Below are 23779 nucleotides of genomic sequence, written 5' to 3'. Positions count from 1 at the left end.
ATGTTACCAAAAACAAAAGAAGAATTTGCGAAATACATTGACAGCACTATATTACGAGCAGATGCAACAGAACACGAAATTAATATGCTTTGCCAGGATGCTATCAAATACAACTTTGCAGCGGTGTGCGTAAATCCTTGCAATATTGAGCTTTGCAAAAATTTGCTTCAAAACAATAAGATTAATATTGCAACGGTTGTCGGATTTCCACTCGGGGCAAACATTTCGAATGTAAAGTTCTACGAAGCGGGGATGGCATTGCTTGCAGGTGCTACGGAACTCGATATGGTGATAAATATTGCAAAACTGAAAGACAGAAATTACAGCTACGTTGAGAAAGAAATTTCTGAAATTGTCCGGCTCAGCAACGAAGCAAAAGCAATAGTAAAAGTGATTATCGAGACTGCATTGCTAACAGAAACAGAAAAAATTGAGGCTTGTAAGATAGTTTCGAATGCCGGTGCTGATTTTATTAAAACATCAACTGGTTTTGCCAAAACGGGTGCAACAACAGAAGATGTTGAACTGATGAGAAAGTATTGCGACCCAAGCGTAAAAATAAAGGCATCGGGAGGAATCAAAACAGTTGATTTCGCATTGAAATTGATAGAGGCAGGTGCTGAAAGAATTGGAACAAGCTCGGGAGTTGAATTAATGAATAACTTTGCTTAATTGATTTGCAAAATTGTAACCATTGTGTTAATTTATCGTTAAAATATTTAAATAATCCCTTGGGAGTTTATATGAAAAAGTTGTTGATAATACTTGTTTTTCTTGTAATTTTTGCACCTACTTTTGCCCAAGAACAGAAAGTGCCGAAAGGATATGAGTTCTACAAGGAAAAATACGAAGAAGATTTTCAAAACAGTTTTGAAGAGATATGGAATGCAGTAATTTATTCGCTCGAAGAGATGGGCTGCAATTTAATGAACAAGAACACAAGAATGAACGACGAAGGGCTTTATCGCGGTGTGGCTCAGTCTGATTTCTGCGTTTTTGCTCAGGGCGATACAACGTTTAACGTACTGAAGAAATACAGTTTAGATATGCCTTTTATTCGTGCCGGGAAATGGGAGAACGGGCGTATGCAATATAAGTTTATTGTTCAGGAAAAGGGAGAAAAAAACGTTCATCTAATATTGACAAGCGAAATGAGCGGATTTGAATCTTATGTAACAGGTAAAGTGCATTTCTGGCGTTCAAACGGAATTTTAGAGCTTGCCTTGCTCGAAAAAGTAAAGCAAAATATTGGAAAGAAACCCAAAGAACAATAAACGTGATTTTTTTTGAAATTCAAAGGCTGCATTCTGTTGCAGCCTTTTTTATTAACAGTTTTCTTTTGATAATTGAAATTTTAAATTAAATATGCTATTATTCGCTATCAGGCTCAGCTTTAGATATTTCTTCAAATCAGAAATTATTTGGGTGTGGCTTATCACCGGAATAGTTGTAGAAGCCGTTGCCGGATTTTCGACCAAGATAGCCAGCAGCAACTAACTTGCGTAATAATGGAGCAGGTCGGAAGCGTGGGTCGCCTAAATCATTATGCAGTACTTCAAGAATCGACAAAGTAGTATCCAAACCAATTAAGTCCGCAAGCATAAGCGGTCCCATAGGGTGAGAAAAACCGAGTTTTGCAACTTCATCGATTGCCTGAACTGAACCAACACTTTCCATAAGAGCAAAAATTGCTTCATTAATAAAAGGCATAAGTATTCTATTTGCAATAAAACCGGGGTAGTCGTTTGAATGAACAGGGATTTTATCTATCTTTTTACTTAATTCATAAATTGAATCAAAGACATCATCGCTTGTTGCAAGCCCACGGATAATTTCAACGAGTTTCATCATCGGGACAGGGTTCATAAAGTGCATACCGATAACTTTTTCGGGGCGGGAAGTCTTGGAGGCAATTTCAGTAATAGAAATAGTTGAAGTGTTGGAAGCCAAAATTGCGTCATTATTTATTAAATCGTCGATTTGCCTGAACAGATTGAATTTCAGTGCTTTGTTTTCGGTAGCAGCCTCGATAACCAATTGAACATCGCGAGCAGACGACAAATCAGTGGAAGTTGAAATTTTTGAAAGTGCCAATGCTTTTTGGTCTTCTGTAAGCATACCTTTTGCAATTTGGCGAGATAAGTTTTTCCCGATAGTAATAAGTGCATTTTTCAATTGTTCTTCGGAAATATCGCACAATACGACATCGAAGCAGTGTTGGGCAAAAACGTGAGCAATTCCGTTGCCCATTGTGCCGGCACCAACAACTAAAATTTTTGAAATTTCCATAAAATTCTGATATGTTGAAAATAATTTTGTTAAAACTAAACATTAAACGATAATCATTAATCAGATATTTTATATTTTTGTAAAAAAAGATGATAACTATATGAGATATTGCTTTTTAGTTGATAATAATATACCGCAATTGCCTGAAATATTAGAGAATATTGGCGAAGTGCATAAGTTCGAAGGCAGGCAATTAACAAACGGAATCATTAAGCAATCCAAAGCCACTATACTTTTGGTTCGCTCGACTACGAAGGTAAATGAAGAACTGCTACAAGGTACAGACATAAAAATTGTTGGAACGGCTACTTCGGGTTCGGAACATTTAGATAAGAAATATCTTGAAGCGAAAGGAATATTGTATTTTGATGCAATTGGTTCGAATGCATTGTCGGTTGCAGAATACTGTATGTTTTGTATTCTCAGTTATGCGGAAGAAAACAACATTGATTTGAAAAGCAAGGTGTTGGGAATAATTGGCTATGGGAATGTAGGGAAACGTTTGGCTACGATAGCCAAGCACATAGGAATTTCAGTTGTAATAAATGACCCGCCATTATTAGAAAGCAACCCCGAATTATTAATGAACGAAACACATTTAGATATTAATGAGATTGTTCAGGTTGCAGATATTGTAACTAATCACGTTCCACTTACAATGAGTGGTAAGCATAAAACGCATAATTTGATAGATAACAGATTGCTTGAGAAAGTTAAAAACGGAGCTTTGCTTCTGCATACGTCGCGTGGTGGTGTAGTGTGTGAGGAAAGTTGGGTTCGATTGGCTAACAGTGGTCGAATAGTAGTTGATGCAGATGTGTGGATGAATGAGCCAAATGTCAGGAGCAAATCAGTTTCGGCTGCGAAAATTGCGACACCACACATAGCAGGACATTCTTATGATGCCAAGTTGCGGGGGAGCTTAATGTTAGCCAAATCACTCGAGAGAATATTGCAGGTGAAATTAGATACATCACAGCTTGAAATTGAATGCAATTCAAACAAAAAAGATGTAAGCAAACTGAGCAAAGATGAAATTTTTAGTTTATTGAAAAATAAAAGAATAGACGCGACAAGCAGTGAGTTCAAAAAATTAGCTTCTGATGAAGAGATATCGAACAACTTTGAAAAAATGAGAAAAGGATATCCGAAAATCAGGGAATGTTTTTACGATTTTGAATTTAAATTGTAACAAAACGGTTAATGAATACGTATAAAATATATTTATTGTTTCATTCTTAAAAAAATGGGTTTATTTATGAAAAAATTGTTTTTTGTTTTTGCCTTGTTTGCAATAAGTATAACAAGTGCATTTTCTCAGCCTATTAAGCAAAGGAGTATGGATGAATTACTCCCCTTCGACCCGAATGTAAAGATTGGAGTATTGAACAATGGGTTGAAGTATTACATACGCCACAACAAATTACCTGAAAATCGAGCCGAATTACGTTTAGTAATAAAGGCAGGCTCGGTGCAAGAAGATGACGACCAGCAAGGACTCGCACATTTTATTGAGCATATGTGTTTCAACGGAACAAAGAATTTTCCGAAGAACGATTTGATTAATTTTCTTGAAGAAACAGGTTTAAGGTTTGGAGCAGATTTAAATGCGAATACCGGATTTGACAGAACATACTATCTGCTAACAATACCACTTGACAAGCCAGGGCTCCTGGAACGTGGATTTCAAGTGCTGGAAGACTGGGCTCACAATGTTACATTTGACCCGGCAGAATTGGAAAAAGAACGTGGTGTAATCTTGGAAGAATGGAGACTATATCGCGGTGCTCAGGAAAGAGTGATGAAGCAACATTATCCATATCTTTTCAAAAATTCAAAATATGCTGAAAGATTGCCAATTGGTGATACAGCAGTAATTCTGCACGCACCACGCGAAACATTTCTTCGTTTCTACAAAGAATGGTATCGCCCGGATTTGATGGCAGTAGTAGCAGTTGGTGAATTTGATATTGATCAAGTTGAGAAAATGATACGTGAAAAATTTTCGCGTATTCAGATGCCGGAAAATTTCCGTCCACGAGTTGAATATCCGATACCACCACACAAGGATATGCTTGTATCGATAGCAAAAGACCCTGAACTTCCGATGCCAAATATCTCAGTAATATATAAGTTTCCGGGAAGAAACCAGTCTACATTTGGAGGTTATCGCCAAGGAATTATTGATAATTTAATCAACCAGATGATTAATCTGAGAATACAGGAAATTATGCGTAAGCCAAACCCGCCATTTTTGTATGCAGGCGCAGGAGTTGGTGATTTTATGGCAGGACTTGCTGCATTCAATTTAGTTTCTGTATCAAAAACTGATGATATTTTGAAAGGTTTAGAAGCAGTTCTGACTGAAGCTTACAGAATGAAACAATTTGGGTTTACAAAATCTGAGTTAGAACGAGTAAAAGAAGCAACATTAAAGAATATGGAAAGTGCTTTAAAAGAAAAAGACAAAACTAAATCTGCTGACTATGCCGATGAATATTACAGAAACTTTTACGAAAATGAAGGTATGCCTGGAATAGAGTTCGAATACCAGTTGTACCAGGAATACATTCCGACAATTACATTAGAAGAAGTGAATAAATATGCACAATCATTGGTTTCGGAAGACAACAAAGTTGTATTGGTAAGTGTTCCGGATAAACCTGAAATTAAGGTTCCAACTGAACAAGAAATCCGTTCTTTATATACAAAAGTTTCGACTGCAAAATTGGAACCATATAAAGATGATGCAACAGATAAACCATTAATGGCAAAATTGCCAAAACCCGGAAAAATTGTTGAAGAAAAGAAAACCGGAAAATTTGATATTATTGAAATGAAGCTTTCGAACGGAGCGAGAGTACTTGCAAAGAAAACAGAATTTAAAAACGATGAAGTTCTTTTCCGTGCCTGGAGCCCAGGTGGAACATCACTTGCAAAAGATGAGGACTATCTATCTGCAATGTTTGCAGCTGATGTAGTTGATGATGGTGGAATATCAGAATTTTCAGCAACACAATTGCAAAAAATGCTTACAGGCAAGCTTATTAGCATAAGTCCGAGCATTGATGAACTAACAGAAGGATTTAGCGGCAGCTACGCTCCAACTGATGCTGAAACATTCTTCCAATTGCTACATTTGTATTTCACTGCACCAAGAAAAGATGAAGAAACATTCAAAGCGTTTGTAAGCCGTCAGAAAGAATCTATTCGCAATTCGAAACGCCGCCCTGAAACAGTTTTCCAGGATACAGTAACAGCAATACTTTTTGGATACCATCCAAGATATATGCCACTAAATGCAAAAGATATGGACAAAGTTAATTTAGATAAAGCTGTTGAATTTTTTAAAGACAGATTTGCAGATGCAAGCGATTTCACATTTATTTTCGTCGGCAATTTTGATATGAAGGATTTGAAAAAATATATTGAAACATACATAGCAAGCCTTCCAAACAAAAAACGTAATGAAAAATGGCGTGATTTAGGAGTAAATTATGCGAAAGGACCTTTGACAAAAGAAGTTGTGAAAGGAATTGAACCGAAGAGCTCAGTAAGACTTGTGTTTGCTGATAATTTCAATTATAACCCTGACAATATTTTGAAGCTTAATGCATTGATGGAAGTATTTAACATTCGTTTGCGTGAAGTAATTCGTGAGGACAAAGGCGGAGTGTATGGCATACGTGCAATTCACAGAGTAAATCAGTATCCGGCACCAAGATACAGCATCAACATTGTTTTCGGAACAGGTCCGACACGTGTTCAGGAACTTATCAACAGTGCGTTTGACGTAATTGATGAAGTGCAAACAAAAGATGTAAGCGACGAAAACTTTACAAAAGTTAAAGAAATTCTGAAACGCGAATTTGAAACCAATCAAAAAGAAAACAGTTTCTGGTTGAATTACATCTATAATTCCGATTATAACAGATTAGATGTTGCTCGTTTAGCAAAATATGTAGAAAACGTAGATAAGCTTACGAAAAATGATATTAAAGAAGCAGCAAAGCAATATCTAAAGAAAGATAAGGTTATGCAATTTGTGCTAAATCCAGAGAAATAATCGTTAGGCTATAAAAGAAAAGAGGCTGTCCCGAAAAGCAGCCTCTTTTTTTATATATCTATTAAATGATATGTTTATTAACAGCATTTGCCATTAAGAAGGTATTTATTCCAATCTATGCCGCGCATATCGCCAGTTTGCAAGAAATGAAGATGCATAGCAAAAGCAGCCGAAAGAGATTGTGGAGTGTGGGCAGTATCGCAAATTCTGAGATAATCGCGAAGTTGCTGGCGGTAGTCAGGATGGACACAGTTGTTAATGATTTCTTCAGCCTTTTTTTGTGGTGATTTTGCACGTAAATCAGCAACTCCATATTCAGTAATGATAACCTGAACTGAATGTTCGTTGTGGTCAACGTGCGAAACCATAGGAACGATTGTGCTGATTTTGCCATTTTTAGCAACAGACGGGCAGGTGAAAATAGAGATATAAGCATTGCGTGTGAAGTCGCCGGAACCACCAATTCCGTTCATCATTTTTTGTCCCATAACGTTTGTGGAGTTCACATTTCCGCACAAGTCCGCTTCGAGAGCAGTATTAATTGAAATTATGCCAATTCGGCGAGCAACTTCGGGATTATTTGTAATTTCTTGTGGTCTGAGTAATATACGTGGATGGAAGTAATTAAGATTATCGTAAATTTCTTTTAATTTGTTTTGGGAAACAGTAAGCGAGCAACCACTTGCAAAGCGAACGCGACCTTCTTTCATTAATTCTATAACTGAATCCTGAATAACTTCGGTATACATTTCAAAATCAGGAATACTTTTGTTTCTGCCCAATGCACCAAGCACTGCGTTAGCAATATTCCCTACCCCTGATTGAATTGGAAGAAAACAAGATGGGATTTTGCCTTTTTTGAGTTCAGAGGAAAGGAATTCAGCAACATTTTCACCAATTTTTTCGGTGATTTCGTCAGTTTTTGAGAATTCGCCGACTTCGTCCGGAAGATTAGTTTCAACAATGCCAACAATTTTATCAGGATTTACTTTAATAACAGTTTCTCCTGCTCTATCTGAAGGCTTGTAGATTGGAATTTCGCGACGGTTTGGCGGGTCGGCAACAATATGAATATCGTGCATACCGCGTAATGATTTAGGATGGTAATGATTAAGTTCGATAATGATTTTTTCGGCAACCTTGCATATAGAAGGAGAAATTCCTACACCGGTTGTAAGAACAATTTCGCCATCGGCAGAAACATCACAAGCTTCGATGATAGCGACCTGCATTTTACCAAGAAATCCATAGCGTAGGTTTTGGGCAACTGTAGATAAGTGAGAATCAAAATAATCAGCTTTGCCTTCGTTAATCAACTTTCTTAAATCAGCATTCGATTGATATGGAGTGCGGAAAAGCACAGCTTCGGCACGAGCAAGAGAACCGTCGAGCGAATCGCCAGTAGAGGCACCAGTAATCATTCCGATTTTGAAAGGGCGTCCAGCATTATGTTCGGCTATTGCTCTATTTGCAATTGCTTGCGGAACTGCTTTGACAGCACCAGCGGGAGTAAATCCACTAAAACCAACAGTATCGCCGTTATTTACATAGCTTGCGGCTTCGTCAGCCGTTATGAAACGTAGTCCCATAATACCCTCAAATATTTTACTAATTGGGATTGCCCCATAATTAATTAACAAAAATACAAAATATGTGAATATGTTATATCATTTTGTTTTATTTTTATCGATATATTTTTCTTTTTATATACATTTGTTAATCATCGTAAATAATAACTTAACCCAATAACATAAAAAACAAGCCCCGAGCTGAATTGGCTCGGGGCTATGTGTATTTGTCTATGTTTATTTCACTTAACGAACAATTACAGCACGTTCTTTCGTAATGACTGCACCATTGCGGATAATGACTGAATATACTCCGCTTGGCAAGTCGCTAACGTTGAGTTTTATCACACCGTTTGATGCTTTCTCGTTTGCTCGTAGCATTATTCGCCCGCTCTGGTTGTAGAGTTCAACCTCTACCCCATCGTTCGATACTTTGCCTAACGTTATTATCAACTCGCTCGATGCAGGCTGTGGTGTTATCGTCAATCCTACCTGATCGTACTCTACGCCACCCTTCAACATCATTATCGCATCTGTTTCGTATCGCAACGAGTGTCCACGAACGCCGTTTGTCATATCTTTGCTCTCTACGACACGCACGCTTCCTATCGTCTCATCCGAACGGCTCCATACTTTTACAATCAATTCTTCGCCTTCGTATGCTCCGTCCTTCTCGTTCGTGTATTCATCGTCGCCCCATACTACTACGCCTCTCAGTGCTGACTGCCATACACTCGAACCTACCAACAATCCATCCCGTGTGAATACGCCTACTTCGTCGCCATCTCGTAAATCAAGGTCTAATGCTACAAACGCATTCTTGCCTGTCGATACGTTCTCTCTTACAAATACTTTTGGTTCTGCTATGCTATTGCTTGCTCCTGTTGCTTTGATCGGTCCGTTTGCAGGATAGGTCAGCACTCCGTCGTCTGCTGTCAAGCGGATCATATAACCCTTGCCAGGTTCTAACTGTGTGAGCGTATTGGCAAATGGTGGCATATATACTTCACCGGTGATTGTCTTCACTTGCAGGTATTTGCCGCTGATGCTTGCCAATGCTGTTGCTACTGCCGCTGATGTTGTGCGGTAGTATGGCAACCAATACCAGCCTATTGTGTTCAATGTAATCGGCGTAGTTTCCGGTGCTATTTGTGAACCTTGTATTTCATATTGTTGTGATGTTGTTAATCTCAACTGATATGCGTGATATTTGTTCCAGTTCGATAGTGTATTTGTGAATGGTGGTACATATGATTGTCCTACATAGTTTCGCAATATCTGTAAGTTGCCTGATAGCGGTGCCATCAACGTCGGAATTGAGCCGTTCATTGGTTCTACGTTCGCACTTATCATATTCCAGCCATTTACTAACGGGAAGGTTTGCGTGATTACTCCGCTTTCTGTTGTGAACGACCAGACAGCAGACCAATCGCTCTCTTCGCTTCCACGTACTGATTTTACACGCCAATAGTATGTTGTCAGATATTGTAGGTTGCTTAATGCCCGGCTTGTGCCTGTTACTGTTTCATTTACTATCGTTGTTGCAAATGTGCTGCTGGTGGATACCTGAACAATGTAACCTGTGGCTGTTGCTGCTGCGTTCCATTGTAATGTTGGGGATATTGCAACATTTGTTGAATTGTTTGCTGGTGAACTCAATACTGGTGCTACAAGTGGCTGGTTTACTGTTGTGAACGACCAGACAGCAGACCAATCACTCTCTTCGCTTCCGCGTACTGATTTTACACGCCAATAGTATGTTGTCAGATATTGTAGGTTGCTTAATGCCCGGCTTGTGCCTGTTACTGTCTCGTTCACTATCGTTGTGGCAAATGTGCTGCTGGTGGATACCTGAATAATGTAGCCTGTGACTGTTGCTGCAGCATTCCATTGTAATGTTGGAGATATTGCAACATTTGTTGCATTGTTTGCCGGTAAACTCAATACTGGTGCTACAAGTGGCTGGTTTACCGTTGTAAACGACCAGACAGCAGACCAATCGCTCTCTTCGCTCCCACGTACCGATTTTACACGCCAGTAGTAGGTTGTCAGATATTGTAAGTTGCTTAATGCCCGGCTTGTGCCTGTTACTGTTTCGTTCACTATCGTTGTTGCAAATGTGCTGCTGGTGGATACCTGAATCTTATAGCCAGTAGCAGTTGGGTAAGCATCCCAAGTTAATGTCGGATTTATCGTGATATTCGTAGCTAAATTTGCAGGTGTTTGAAGTGTTGGAGCAAACAGCTGCACAATAGTTGTAAACGAACGTACGCTACTCCAAGCACCTTGTTCGGTACCGCGCAATGCACGGACTCGCCACCAGTACTGCGTATTGTAACTTAATCCTGTAACTGATTTCGATGTACCGGTAGCAGTTTCGTCTTTTACAATTGTAGTAAATGTTGCATCACTTGCTACTTGCAATTGGTAGCCGGTAGCGGTAGAAACACTTGACCAGCTAAATGTCGGGTTAATAGCAACACTTGTTGCGTTGTCGAATGGTTGAGACAAGTTCGGAACACCTAATGGTGGCAATTGCGTGCGGAAGCTGTACACTTCGGACCAGCCACCGATTACACCCGGACGCACGGCACGTGCTCTCCAATAGTAAATCGTATTGTAGGATAATCCGGTCAGTTGCTTTTGCAATGTTGTAACTGTATCATTATAGACAAAAGATGTGAATGTTGGGGATGTGGATACTTGCAAATTATAACCAGTTGCAGTAAAGACTAAGCCCCATTCTAAAGTTGGTTGAATTGAGATATTCTCTTGTGCATTTGCCGGGGAAAGAAGCGTAGGAACACCGATTAGGATTGCTTCTTCGAATGCACCTATGGTTGGAGTTGTAGCCGAACGTGTTACTCCGAGACGGTCAGTAGTAACACCGGCTACGGGTGAGCCTGCTCCTACAAGTGGCGAACCTACCAGAGGACGATAGTCGCCATAAGCTGTATTAGCAAATTGTGGATCTGCTGAAATAGAGTTACCATCAACATTAGTCAGGGTGCGCCAGGTAGCAAGATTTGGCAAATCACCACTGAAGTAGGCAACTATACCTTGTGGACCACTTACAAAGTAGTTGTTATTGTCGAGGGTTCCACCGGTAAAGCCGGTGCCATCGTGGAATACAGCGTAAGACTTGCTTCCGGTGACGCCATACATAGAATTGCTAAATACATTGTTTTTGATTGTGCAACCTGTCAAATCAGTAACAGCAATAACAAATGCGGAGGACATAGTTGCACCATTTGCAGTATATTCGCCGGATAAGTCGACGGTATTATAAGCAATGGTATGCCCAGTGCTACCGTTGATTCTGATACCGGAAGGGATGTAGGTAGCGGTAGTCTGAGGCGTAATATCCTGAATATTTCTGATAATATTGTTAGTAATGCGAGCATTGTTTGCATTAGCGCCAATTGCAATTCCGGCAACATAAGAAGTAGTGGAATTAGAAAGTCTATAGATGTTTTCAATCAGGTTATTTCTAATCTGAGCATTGTTCGAGGTTGTTGAAGTGGAACCAGAATAAATGTAAATACCCGCTAACGTTGAATTTGCAGTAATACCACTGATTGTATTGCCAGAAATTACAGCATCAGGATGATAATAAATATAGATGCCGTAAACGTTGCTTGTTCCGGTATTGTTGTTGTTGCGGAAGATATTGTTTGTGAAAGTGGAACCACTGCCGTAGTATAGATATCCAAGATACTGAGTAGATGTAGAAAGATTATTCTCGACAATATTATCGGAGAAAGTGCTGCTTTGAGTGTAGTATGAATAAATATAGTAAGTTGTAGAAGTAGATGAGTTATTACGGATAACGTTTCCAGTGTACGTTGCACCTTTTGGATAGTAAGAGTACAGACCATAAATTAATGAGGAATTACAATTTTCAATGCGGTTGTAGCTAACATCGGAGAAATCAGAATAGTAGTTATAAATCGCATAGAGTGAGCTTGTGCCCTGGTACCTAATTGTATTGTATTTGACTGAACTATAATAGTTACGATAGTTGTAAATAGCATAGCAAGCAGAAGTAGTGTTGTTGAAAATGCTGTTACTATCAATAACAGCATTATTTGAGTAAGAGACGTACAATGCATAGTAATGACCATCACCAGATGTTCCATTATTGCCGAAATTGTTACCAATTACTTTTGGTGATAGAATTTCTTCGCCAGATACACCGGAAATACGAATACCATAGTATGCACGATAAATGTTGTTGTAGAGGATAGAGATATTATCATTTCCACCAGAACCGGTAGTCAGACTTGACGGTGCACTTGCAACAATACCATAGCAGGTACTTGTAGCAGCAGCACTAATAATATTGCAATTTCTGATTGTAATATCTTTAACGCTATTCATCATTCTAATTACAGTAGCAGAGCTTTGGCTGTTTTGAATAGTCAGAGCGTTAGTTGAACCTGTGCGGTTAATACGACCATCGATTGTAACCCGCTCTGCCCCATCAAATGTAATCATAGAAGTAGGAGCAGCGCCACTAATAGTGTAGTTACCGGTTGGATAAATGCTAATAGTGTATGGATTATTATTTTCACAAATAATTTTCTTTAATGGAACAATACCGGATTCAGTAAGATTAGAGGTGATACGAACCTGAAGGTTACCAACCAAAATACCATTGTTAAGTGCAGCAAAAAGACCATCAGAATTAGTTAAACTTGTGAATGGCTTGCCCTGACCTACTTCAATAATACCCGCAAAAGGAATAGAAATGAAGTAGCTATGTTTAACATTTTCAACCGGGAAATTGTTAATATTTAAAAGTGTGGAAGTAAGAGGAACCGGGAATGTTCCGCTGGAAGCACCAGTAAGATGGTTTGGTGAGATGTCCTGAGCAACAATAAAATATTCAATTTCATCGCCCGGAGTAACACCACCATAAATCAGGTTGTAATCGATTGTGAAATTGAATGAATAGCCAGAACCGGCACCAGTTGTATATTTCCATCCATCAGTAGAAGGAGTATTATCTACAAAAGTATTAGCGTTTGAAGTTTTGCGGAAGTAAATTCTTGGTGGATCTGAAGTGTTGTTTACACCGTTATAATCAAAAACTGTAGCTGAAAGTGTTCTATTAGAAACTTCGGATGTATTAAGCAAAGGAATAAAGGTAATAGACGGAGGAACAAGGTCGCCGGAAATTTCGTATGCACCGATGTTAGGAATGGTAGCTGAACGAGGATTACCCAGCAAGTCTGTTGTATATCCTGCTATTGGCGTAGCTGCACCTTCGAGCGGGCTACCATCAACTGGTACAAGTACTTCATTATTATTAAATAATGGATTTAGATTTATAGAATTAACATCTTGTCCGGTAGAAGCTTGGAGGACAGGGAATGTGTCGATGTCCTGTGCAATAAATGCTAATTTGGCATTTGGACCGGAAACATAATAATCGTTGTAATTGAATGTTGAATTAGTAAGACTTGACGCACTTGTAATATATACAGCATAACTTACGTAATTCGAAAGCCCTGTCATTGTATTGACGAATACGTTGTTGCGAACGTCGATATTGTTAGTTGAGCTTGTATAAACCATAAGAGCAGTAGATGCACCGGCAGCAGTGCTTGTAGAATATGTATTGCCATACATATTTACAGAATTGTAGTAAACCTTATGACCGACGCTCGAGTGAATTCTAATTCCAGACGGCATATAAACATTTGATGTTTTATTTGTGTAGTCGTAGATGCCGGCAATTTCGTTATTAACGATTTCAGCATTGTTGCAAGAAGAGCCGATGTAGATACCATCGCAATACGAAGTAGAAGTGCCAGCAGTTTGGCGGATATAGTTAATTTTATTGGCAACTATTTTAACATTTGCAGATGAAGTGAGATAAATACCATACATACTTGAACCACCCTGCAAGTTTTTAATTGTGTTGCCAATGATGTTGCTATTGCCGCCAGAAGACAGATAAATTCCGTATGTAGTAGAATTAGCTGTGTTGTCGATTATTTCGTTATTATTAAAGTTGCCAGCTCCCGGTGAAGACAGATACAAGCCATAGAAGGAGTTCGTTGAAACATTGTTTTTTGTACTATTGTTTTCAATGTTTGTGTTTGTAGCGTAATAATTGTAAATACCATAATGATAAGAACTGCTATTGTTTTCAATTACGTTGCCAACAACTGAATTGTAGTTACCATAGTATGGATAAATAAAGTATGATGAACTTGATGAAGTATTATTACGAATTATGTTGTTATTGACACTTACGTAGTCAGAATAGTACGGATAAATAGCATAAACTGTAGATGAAAAATTATTATTTTCAAAAATGTTGTTAATTGCAGAGCTATAATGAGAATATGAGAGGTAAATACCATAATAGGTAGAAGAAACAATGCTATTTGATAACGAGTTGGAATAAACAAATGTATTATTAGAGTAATAGCTGTATATATTATATATTGAAGAGGTAGTGTTTACTTTTATAGAATTATTAGTGATTTCAGTGCTATCTGCATAATAAATATAAATTGTATAATAATGTCCATCGCCAGGAGTAGAATTGTTTCCGAAGCTATTAAACTTTATTTTAGTCGCGACAGATTTATCAGATGAGGAACCATAAACACGAACACCATAGTAACATCTATAAATGTCATTGTATAGAATCTGAACATTTCTGCAAGCACCTGCAGAAGTCAAAGAGGTTCCGCCGCCAACAACAATGCCATACGAAGTAGAAGTGGCCGATGGACCGATAATATTAAGATTGCGTAATGTTACGTTATTAGCACCATTGCTTGTTGGAGTAGTTCCTTTTTTGACCCAGATAACTGATTGAGAACTTTCAGTATTTTCGAGTGTGATAGCATTGGAAGAACCAGTCATATTTATCCTACCGTCGAACACGACATTATCGACATCTTCGAATGTAATGAGAGCGTTTTGAGCAGGACCGGAAATTTCAATTTCAGTTGTTGGATATATGTATATTGTATAAGGAGTAGTAGCATCTGATGGAATATCCTGCAAACGAATAGTTCCGGGTTCAGTGAGGTCAGAAGTAAGCTTAATATGCAGATTGCCAGAAAGAACTCTATCGTTGATATAGGCAAAAGCACCGTTAGAACCAGTTAGGTTTTCGAATTGTTTGCCTGAACCAACTTCTATTATGCCCGCGATTTGAGGTTTAATTTTATAGGATATATTCAATCGTTTTATTGGGAAGTTTGCGGCAACAAGTTGAACACTTGAAGGTTCGGTAGTGAATTCACCGTGAGAAATTGCGACTTTGTGGGCTGCTGAATTATCCTGAGCAACGACGAAATATTCAATTTCATCACCGATAGAAGCTCCACCAAAAAGAAGAGCAGTATTAATAGTAAAGGTATAATTCGGAGCAGTGCCTGTTGCAACAGTGTATTTCCAACCGTTAGTAGCAGGAGTATTATCAACATAAGTATTAGCATTAGTCTTTTTCTTGAAATAGATGCGGGGAGCATCGGCACCAGTCGCAATACCACTTAAGTCCTGGATGGTAGCAGTTGTTGTTCTGTTTGCAGTAGTTGTTGTATGTCCGAGCAATGAAAGCTGAATAGTCGGAGCAACGTAATCACCAAATACTTCAAAAGCACCAATAGCAGGAGCAGTAGTGGATCTGGCATTATCGTACAAATCTGTTGTAACAGCGGCAATCGGAGTGCCAAGCCCCATAAGAGAGTTTGTAAATGGAATTGGATCTAAATCGCTATTGAACGCCGGCATCAAGCTAACTGAATTAGCGTCCTGCCCGGTAGCTGTTTGCCAGTTAGCTAATGTATAGATGTCGTTTGCACCAATTTTTCCGATTAGGGAATTAGCACCAGTTGTGTAATAATTGTTATAATTAAAAGTAGAGCCGTTCAGGCTTGTAGAATATGAGATAAGCACAGCATAGTGCATTGAATTTTGAGTTCCAGTAGCAACATTTGTGAAAGTGTTGTTACGAATATTTAAATTATTAACACTGGAATAGTTAACTAAGAAAGCAGAGGAATTCAAATCACCAGAAACATTTGAAGCAAAATCACCTGAAATATGGACGGTATTATGGTAAATATCTATGTTTGTGCCATAAATAATTTGAATACCGGCGGGTATATAGAGAGCATTTGTAGTTGCGACTGATTTGGAAATACCGCTGATAGAATTATTGTAAATTTTTGATTGATGACCATAGTAAGAAGCAATTCCTGCGGTATATGAAGATGCACCAGAGGAAGAAACACCTTGTATGATATTTTTCTCGACAAGTGCGTTAGTAACGTTGGAGGAGGAATTGTATAGGTAAATACCGATAGTAGTTGAGCCAGATGAGAGATTTTTGATTTGATTGCTTCTAACAATTCCATTCGAATGGTAATAAACATAAATACCATAACCAACGGAAGAACCGCCTTGGTTGTCTAAAATCTTATTGTTTGAAATAGTGTTTGCTGAACCATAATAACAATAAACAATGTATTGAGCTGAGGAAGAAATATTATTCTGGATAAGATTATTGCTCGAAGTTGTGTTATTACAGTAGTATAAATAGTTGCCGTAGAGTGTAGTTGAAGTAGTATTAATTAATTCGTTATCGTTAACTATTGAGTTGTTGTTGTAACCCACATAATATCCATAAAAAGTAGAGGTGGAAGTAGATTGAATACTATTGCCCTGAATAAGAGCATTATTGCAATAATAAACATACATCCCGTAATGAACAGATGAGGTAGCAGATTTAATAACGTTATCAGTAATTTCCGGGGCTTCACAATAGTAAGCATAAATAGCGTAATAGTGCCCTAATCCTTCGGTAAGGTCTTTCCCGAAATTATTATTTCGAATTTTCAGACCCGTAAGATAGCCATCCGAAGCACCATAAGCCCGAATACCGAAGTAGGCTCTATAAATATTGTTGTATTCAATAGTAATGTCGTTATTGCCAGCAGCAGCAACAGTCAAAGAAGCTTTGCCACTGATAGCGATGCCAAAATGTCCCGCAGTTGAAGGATTGCCACCAACGATATTGCAGTAGCGAACAGTATTATTTCTTGCACCGTTGGAGTTAAATTTATCGCCTCGGTAGAACCATATTGCAGCACCGCCACCGTTATTAACGATAGTCAGAGCGGGAGTGTTGCCAGTAGCATTAATGCGACCGTCGATGATAACTCTGTCTGCATCTTCGATAGGAATAATTGCTAATCCTGTGCCACTGATAGTATAATTACCAGTAGGATAAATTCTGATAAAGTAGCTTCCACCTTGGGAAGTAACAGCTTCGAGAGGAATTTGGCCGGTTTCTTCCAAATCGGATGTTATTTGTATATCTAAATCGCCTGTCAAAACACTGAGCTGAAGTAGTTCGAATACACCACCGGGCTTAGTAAGAGATGTGTATGTTTGCCCTTGCCCGACTTGAATAACACCGGAAAGTGGAGCAGCGATTACATAGTTTGAAGTAACAGAAACCGGGAAATTAGCAATGGTTAAATTGACAGATGTTGGAGCAACAGTAAATCTACCATCGCTAACTGCTACATTTTTAGGATTGTTGATGTCCTGAGCAATGACGAAATACTCAATAGCTGTTCCTTGATAAACCCCACCATAAATCTTTGAGTAGTCTATTTCGAAAGTAAAAGAATTACCGGAAATAGAAATCGGCTCTACGTATTTCCATCCGTTTGTCTGATTGGTATTGTCGATGAAAGTATTAAGATTTGTCTTTTTGCGGAAATAGAGACGAGGCTTATTGACAGTATCGACAGCAGTATTGTCTGAAATACCAACCAAAAGTGTAATGTTTGTAGTACTTGTAGTATTTTGAATTGGTTGGAAAACGATTTCAGGAGCAATAAAATCGCCTTCGTTCTCGAAAGCACCGAGAGTTGGAGCAGTTGCCGAACGAGTAGCACCATCGAGGTCTGTTGTAACAATACCAATAGGGGTGCCTGCACCAACAAGAGGTGAATTATAATAAGGACGAAGATTAGAATTAGAGTTGTATAGAGGATTTACGCTGATAGAATTAATATTTTTGAGTGTATCTCTGTTTTTGAGTGCAGCTAAGTCAACAAAATCGTTGGTTCCAATACCTGCCAAAACAGCGTTTGCACCTGAAACCAAGTAGTTGTTGTAATTAATTGTTGCAGAGTTGAAAGCAGCATCCGCACCGAAATATATAGCAAACGATTTAGCAGAAGCAACAGAATTTTCCTGAGTATTAACGATTGAGTTATTACGAATATCGCAACCTGTAACGGAGGTATTTAACGCAATACCGGCAGAAAATCCTTGTGTGGTTCCGCTAACTGTTTTGGTACCGTAAAGATTAATTGAGTTATTATAAACTTGATGACCAATACTGCCAAATAGCATAATACCAGATGGTATATACTGGAGTGAAGTTTTATTTACAGCATCGAAAATACCTGAAATGGAGTTGTTATAGAATTTCGATTGGTTGCAAGAGGAAGAAACGTAAATACCATAGGCTGATGTGGTGGTACTTGTTGAACCAGTAGAAATATTAGTAATTTCACAATTACGAACTGTTGAGTTGGCTGCACTTGCAAGATAAATACCATAGTTGTTTCCGTTACCTTGTAAGTTGCTGATTTTCAATCCATTGTAGTCATTGTTTGAGCCAGAAGAATTATAAACTGCTGCAAGAGTGGAAGTAGAACTGTTAGTGATATTTTTAACTGAAATGTTGTTGAATGTGTTGTTTGCACTCGAACTTAGGACGTACATACAATACATTGTGGAGGAGCCAGAGATATTAGAAATTTCGCAGTTATTAAAAGTATTACCGGTAGATGTAGAAGTAAGATAGACACCATAAAGTGCAGTACAGTTTGAATTTTTGACTGAGTTGTTTTCAAAATAATTGTTTGTTGCATATGGCATATAGAAACCATATAAAGTAGAGCCTGTTGAAGTATTTTCAACCGTGTTATTAGTAATTGTGCCATTATCGCTATAATAAATATAATATGAGTAACAAGCACTACTTGAATTGATTGACAATTTATTGTTGTCCATTATTAAGCCATCAGTATAGTAGGTGTAGTAACCGTAGTAGCAACCATCGCCGGGGGCGCCGTTGTTGCCGATATTGTTATTTCTGATTTCTACACCTGTTGCTCGAGGTGAAGAAGTGGCATAAAGACGTATAGCATAATAAGCCCTATATACATTACAATTAAGAATTTTTACACCATTATTAGTTCCGCCACCGGTAAAGGAAGAAGTAGAATAAGCACCACCAACAATACCAAAAATGGTACTTGTAGAGGCAGAAGTACCGATTACATTTACATTTCTGATGGTAACATTGTTGGCACCGTTGCCGGAGCTTGCCCGAGCAATCCAAATACCGGCTGCAGTTGCTGCAGCTGTGTTTTGAATAGTTAACCCATTAGAATTGCCTGTACGGTTTACACGTCCATCAATTGTAACGTTATCAGCATCTTCTAAAATAATCACAGCTTTGTAGTTGCCAAGATTGCCAGAAATGGTATATTCGCTCGTAGGGAAAATTACAACAGATGTGTAATTTGCACTACCTACGCCAGAAGCTTTAAGCACCGGTGGATCCGTTTCTACCAGATTATCATCAATCAGCACCTCGATACTACCAGTGAAGGCTCCGGAGTTGATAGCATCAAAGGCTAATTTTAATGAAGCATAAGTTGCTGTGTCTTGGGTGGAACGGACAATAACCTGAGCACTGAGGGAGTGCGCAACAACAAAAAGAATAGCGATTAGAATAAATCGCGTGAAGGATTTAATCATGTCATCCCCTATAAAATTTATAAAAACTTAACCATTGTCGTAATTACGAAATGAACTTTTTATATACTGTTTTTTCTCAATTAAGTTCATTTCATTAATTAAATTAAAAAATATTTTGAAATTATAAAACCTTTTTTTCTATTTTTTGATAATTCAAATATTTAGCATTACCAAAAAGAACACGCTCACAAAAGTGAGCGTGTTAATTTCATTTATTTTAGGGACTTTTTAGTCTGGAAACAATTAATAAATATACAGAATATAGTTACGACTAACCTATTAATTCTTTATTGGATAGTCCGGAACGCCGGGAATTTTTGGTTTGGTATTAGTTTTTATTTCATCTAAAATAATTTCGATTGCTTTTAGCAGCTGTGCATCGATGCCCTCGAACTCAAGACCCGGATTGTTGTCGATTTCAATATCGGGTTCCATTCCCACACCTTCCAAAATCCAGGAACCATCACGTCCGAAATTTGCAAATTCGGGTTTGTTGAGATAGCCACCATCGAGGAAAGGCAGGCTACCGCGAATGCCAATTACTCCGCCCCAAGTGCGTTTACCAATGAGTTTTCCCAAACCCATTAGTTTGAATTGGTAAGGGAACAAGTCGCCATCGCTCATAGATTGTTCGTTAATAAGCATAACCATAGGACCAGTCATAACTGCACTTGGTGTGGTGAAGACCATTTCTTGATTTCTGGCGTTGCGTGCAACAGCAAGAATTCGGCGAAGGCGTTCAATAATAAGCGAGGAAACATTACCACCTCCATTGAAACGGTCATCAATGATTAAGGCTTCCTTGCGAACTTGCGGATAGAAGTATTTGACGAATTCATTCAGTCCGTTATCAGGCATCATATCGGGGATATGCACATAACCGACACGACCACCGGTGGCACTATCGACAAATCGGCGGTTTCGTTCGACCCAATTATAGTAGCGAAGAGATGTTTCGCGAGAAAGGGTTTTGACGACTGCTGTTTGAGAATTCTCGATTGCAGGACGGAAATTGTAGCGAATAGTAACAAATTTATTATCTTTGCCAACTAATACACAATGCGGAGTAATGTCTCTTGACAAGCGAATACCGTCAATTTCAAGCAAATAATCGCCTTCTTTAATGTTAATTCCGGGTTCGGTGAGAGGAGAGCGACGATTTTCATCCCAGTTTTGACCTTCTAAAATCTTTTTAATTTTGTATAAACCAGATTTTTCGTCGAATTCAAAATCGGCTCCTAAATATCCAATACCAATAGATTCGACTTTCGGGGCATCGCCACCGCCGACATAAGCGTGCCCGGCATTGAGTTCGCCAATCATTTCGCCGAGCAAATAAGTTAAATCGGCTCGATGAGAAACATAAGGAAGAAGAAGCTCATATTTTTTCCTTATGGCAGTCCAGTCTACTCCGTGCATATTAGGAGCATAGAAGAAGTCTCGCATCTGACGCCAGGTTTCGTCATAGATTTGTTTCCATTCTTTTTTTCTGTCAATAAAGATTTTCAAATCGGACAAATCGAGTTTTCCATCTTTTGGAATAAGATTCTCTTTCAATTTTTCAATATAATAATCATCTTTGCTTTTTATCAAAATCGATTTAAAATCCTTTGATATATCGAATTGTGTAAAATCTCCGATTTTTGCTTCTTCGCATTTTTCTAAATCGAATTTGTAAAGTCCGGACTGCGAATTGTTGAATCTGACATAATACAAACAATTTTTATCTGCAAAAATAGACGAATACGAAGCAGCAGGCACAGGAAATTCGAAAATTCTGTTAGAAATACCGTTCAAATCTATAGAAATAGAGTTATCATCTTCGCTAACATTTTTAGATTTTTTGGTTGATTTTTTAGGCTTTGCAGTAGTATCTTCATTTGCTTTGACGTAATCTTCGAATTTAATTAATGGATTTGGAGTATTAGCACTCAACGCAATACCATAAATTTTTTCAAGATTGTTATAGACAAAGTTGTATTCAAATGAACCGGTTGTAGGATTGAATGTTCTTTTGGAGACAAAATATAAATATTTTCCGTCAGGCGAGAACACAGCACCATTTGATTCGAAAAATTCAGTTGTGATTTGATAAGATTTTCCTTGATCAAGAGAAAACAAATTTACGACAGGAGTAGAGTTATTAACTAAGTCTGTATAGACAACCCAACGGCTATCGGGCGACCAACTAAAATCGCGAATTTCCCAGATTTTTGATTTAGTAATTTGAGTAACTTTCTTTGTTTCTATATCAACATAAAATAATCGCATTAATTTATCTGAGTTGAGAATTTTTTTGCTATCGGGCGACCATTCGAGTTCCCAGCGGTAAGAAGTGCCATCGGTTGTAAGGCGAGTTTTGTCCGAGCCATCGGGATGCATAATATAGATTTCGTCTTCGCCACTTTCGTCGCTGATGAAAGCAATCCAGCGACCATCAGGAGACCATTTAGCGTTGCGTTCGTGAATTCCGTTGGAATTGGTAAGATTTTTAGGATAACCGTTTTTAGCGGGAACGACGAATATATCGCCGCGAGCAACGAACAGAGCAGATTTGCCATCAGGAGAAATTGAAGAATTAGTAATATATTTACGGACATCCACAGAACTCGGGCGGAAGTCGTTATTATCGTCATAGACGTAAATATTTAGCTTTTGCAAATAGTCGTTTTCAGTTTTTAAAATATAAATATCTCCCCCATTTTCGAAAGCGATATGGTCAGCACCGAGAGAAGGGAATTTAACATCATATTCTGTGAAATTTGTGATTTTTTTTGTTTGCTTAGTGTTTAAATCGTAACAGAACAAGTTCATCACTTTATCACGGTCCGAAAGGTAATAGATTTTATTGCCAACCCACATAGGAATAATGTCTTGCGCAGGATTGTTCGAAATATTTTCGAGGGATTTTGTTTTGAAGTTGTATATCCAGATGTCGTCTGCCTGACCACCGCGATAACGTTTCCAGGTGCGATATTCGCGGAATATTCGGTTCATAGCAATGCGTTCCCCATCGGGAGCAAAGCTTGCAAAACCAGCTCTGGCGAGCGGTAATTCAGTAGGCAAGCCACCATCAACAGGAGCAAGGAAAAGCTGTCCGGTAAGTACATTCCAGCTTTTCTCACGGCTACGGTAAAGGATATGCTTGCTATCGTTTGTCCATTGCATAATGATTTTGGCTGGACCCTGACGTTCTGCAATATCAGGCATATCAAGGGAATAAGTAACGCGGCGTGGTTCGCCACCAGTTGAAGGCATAACATAAATATCAGGATTTCCATCATATTCACCGACAAAGGCGATTTGCCTGCCGTCAGGCGAAAAACGCGGATAAAGCTCAAGTCCCGGAGAACTTGTAAGTTTTCGAGCTACCCCACCTGTTATTGGGGCAATCCAGATATTCCCAGCATAGCAGAATACGACCTCATTTTTGGAGGTATTAGGATAACGAAGAAGCTTGCTTTCAGTCTGGGAAAATGCAAAATACTGAAATATAGAGATTAGGAACAGCGACAGCAGCAGTTTTTTCATAATTTACTACCAAAAAATTGAACAATTATTTGTGGATATTATGTTTTTGCAAATTAATCAACTCAACGGTCTTCATACAAACTTTGCCAGCAAAGAATTTTTCGAGAACTTGTTTGAAAACACTCGGAGCACCTTCGACAAACGAGAAAAGTGTCATCGAAGAGCGCAGCTTCATTGCATCAATGGAACCAAAAATTGCCACCGGATCGTTTGTATTAAGATTGAGAAGTTCTCCGGATATTTCGATTAATCTTGTGCCCAATATATTATGTTCCAAATAGGCTTTTGCTTCGTCAATGCTTTCTATTCCGTAGTAATAGGACATTTGGCTTTCTCCAAGTCCGCGCATTTGAGGGAAAACAAACCACATCCAGTGAGATTGTTTCTTGCCCGATTTTATTTCGGAAAGAGCGATTTCGTAGGAAGTTGCCTGAGCTTGGATAAATCTGTTTAAGTCATACTTGTTCATATTTTTTGATAATTTTTTGTAAATTTTTATTATCGG

The 23779-nt window shown here is 38.4% G+C and carries 9 protein-coding genes; 4 read left to right on the top strand and 5 right to left on the bottom strand.

The features are described 5' to 3' along the window. Both deoC and ACY2LT_RS09015 read left to right on the top strand, forming a co-directional pair. Window positions 1-672 carry a deoxyribose-phosphate aldolase gene (gene deoC, locus ACY2LT_RS09020; protein ID WP_491815260.1) on the top strand — a complete coding sequence of 224 codons (672 nt, stop codon included), beginning with the start codon at window positions 1-3 and terminating at the stop codon, window positions 670-672. A 71-nt stretch (window positions 673-743) separates the two neighbouring features. Continuing rightward, window positions 744-1274, top strand: a complete 531-nt coding sequence (locus ACY2LT_RS09015; RefSeq protein ID WP_491815259.1) for a hypothetical protein — start codon at window positions 744-746, stop codon at window positions 1272-1274. Window positions 1275-1410: 136 nt separating this feature from the next. Here the strand turns inward: ACY2LT_RS09015 and ACY2LT_RS09010 are convergent, their stop codons facing one another. After that, a complete protein-coding gene (locus ACY2LT_RS09010) occupies window positions 1411-2289 on the bottom strand; it encodes a 3-hydroxybutyryl-CoA dehydrogenase (RefSeq protein ID WP_491815258.1) in 879 nt (292 codons plus the stop codon). Between the two features lie 100 nt (window positions 2290-2389). Here ACY2LT_RS09010 and ACY2LT_RS09005 point away from each other — a divergent pair, with 100 nt between their 5' ends. After that, on the top strand, window positions 2390-3481 hold the full coding sequence (locus ACY2LT_RS09005) for a 4-phosphoerythronate dehydrogenase (protein WP_491815257.1): 1092 nt from the start codon (window positions 2390-2392) through the stop codon (window positions 3479-3481). Between the two features lie 66 nt (window positions 3482-3547). Further along, window positions 3548-6355 carry a M16 family metallopeptidase gene (locus tag ACY2LT_RS09000; RefSeq protein ID WP_491815255.1) on the top strand — a complete coding sequence of 936 codons (2808 nt, stop codon included), beginning with the start codon at window positions 3548-3550 and terminating at the stop codon, window positions 6353-6355. A 77-nt stretch (window positions 6356-6432) separates the two neighbouring features. Here ACY2LT_RS09000 and ACY2LT_RS08995 read toward each other — a convergent pair whose 3' ends face one another. From ACY2LT_RS08995 to ACY2LT_RS08980, 4 genes are all read right to left on the bottom strand, one after another. Continuing rightward, window positions 6433-7944: a butyryl-CoA:acetate CoA transferase gene (locus ACY2LT_RS08995; RefSeq protein WP_491815254.1), complete on the bottom strand. Its 1512-nt coding sequence runs from the start codon at window positions 7942-7944 to the stop codon at window positions 6433-6435. 225 nt (window positions 7945-8169) lie between these two features. Beyond that, window positions 8170-19743: a right-handed parallel beta-helix repeat-containing protein gene (locus ACY2LT_RS08990; RefSeq protein ID WP_491815252.1), complete on the bottom strand. Its 11574-nt coding sequence runs from the start codon at window positions 19741-19743 to the stop codon at window positions 8170-8172. A 279-nt stretch (window positions 19744-20022) separates the two neighbouring features. Continuing rightward, window positions 20023-23274, bottom strand: a complete 3252-nt coding sequence (locus ACY2LT_RS08985) for a S41 family peptidase (protein ID WP_491815251.1) — start codon at window positions 23272-23274, stop codon at window positions 20023-20025. Window positions 23275-23299: 25 nt separating this feature from the next. Continuing rightward, window positions 23300-23743: a DUF1810 domain-containing protein gene (locus tag ACY2LT_RS08980; protein WP_491815250.1), complete on the bottom strand. Its 444-nt coding sequence runs from the start codon at window positions 23741-23743 to the stop codon at window positions 23300-23302. Window positions 23744-23779: the final 36 nt, after the last annotated feature.

The organism is Eximiradius proteiniborus (genome assembly GCF_058546985.1).
The sequence above is the reverse complement of the archived record's forward strand: the minus strand, read 5'-3'. Positions and strand labels throughout refer to the sequence as shown.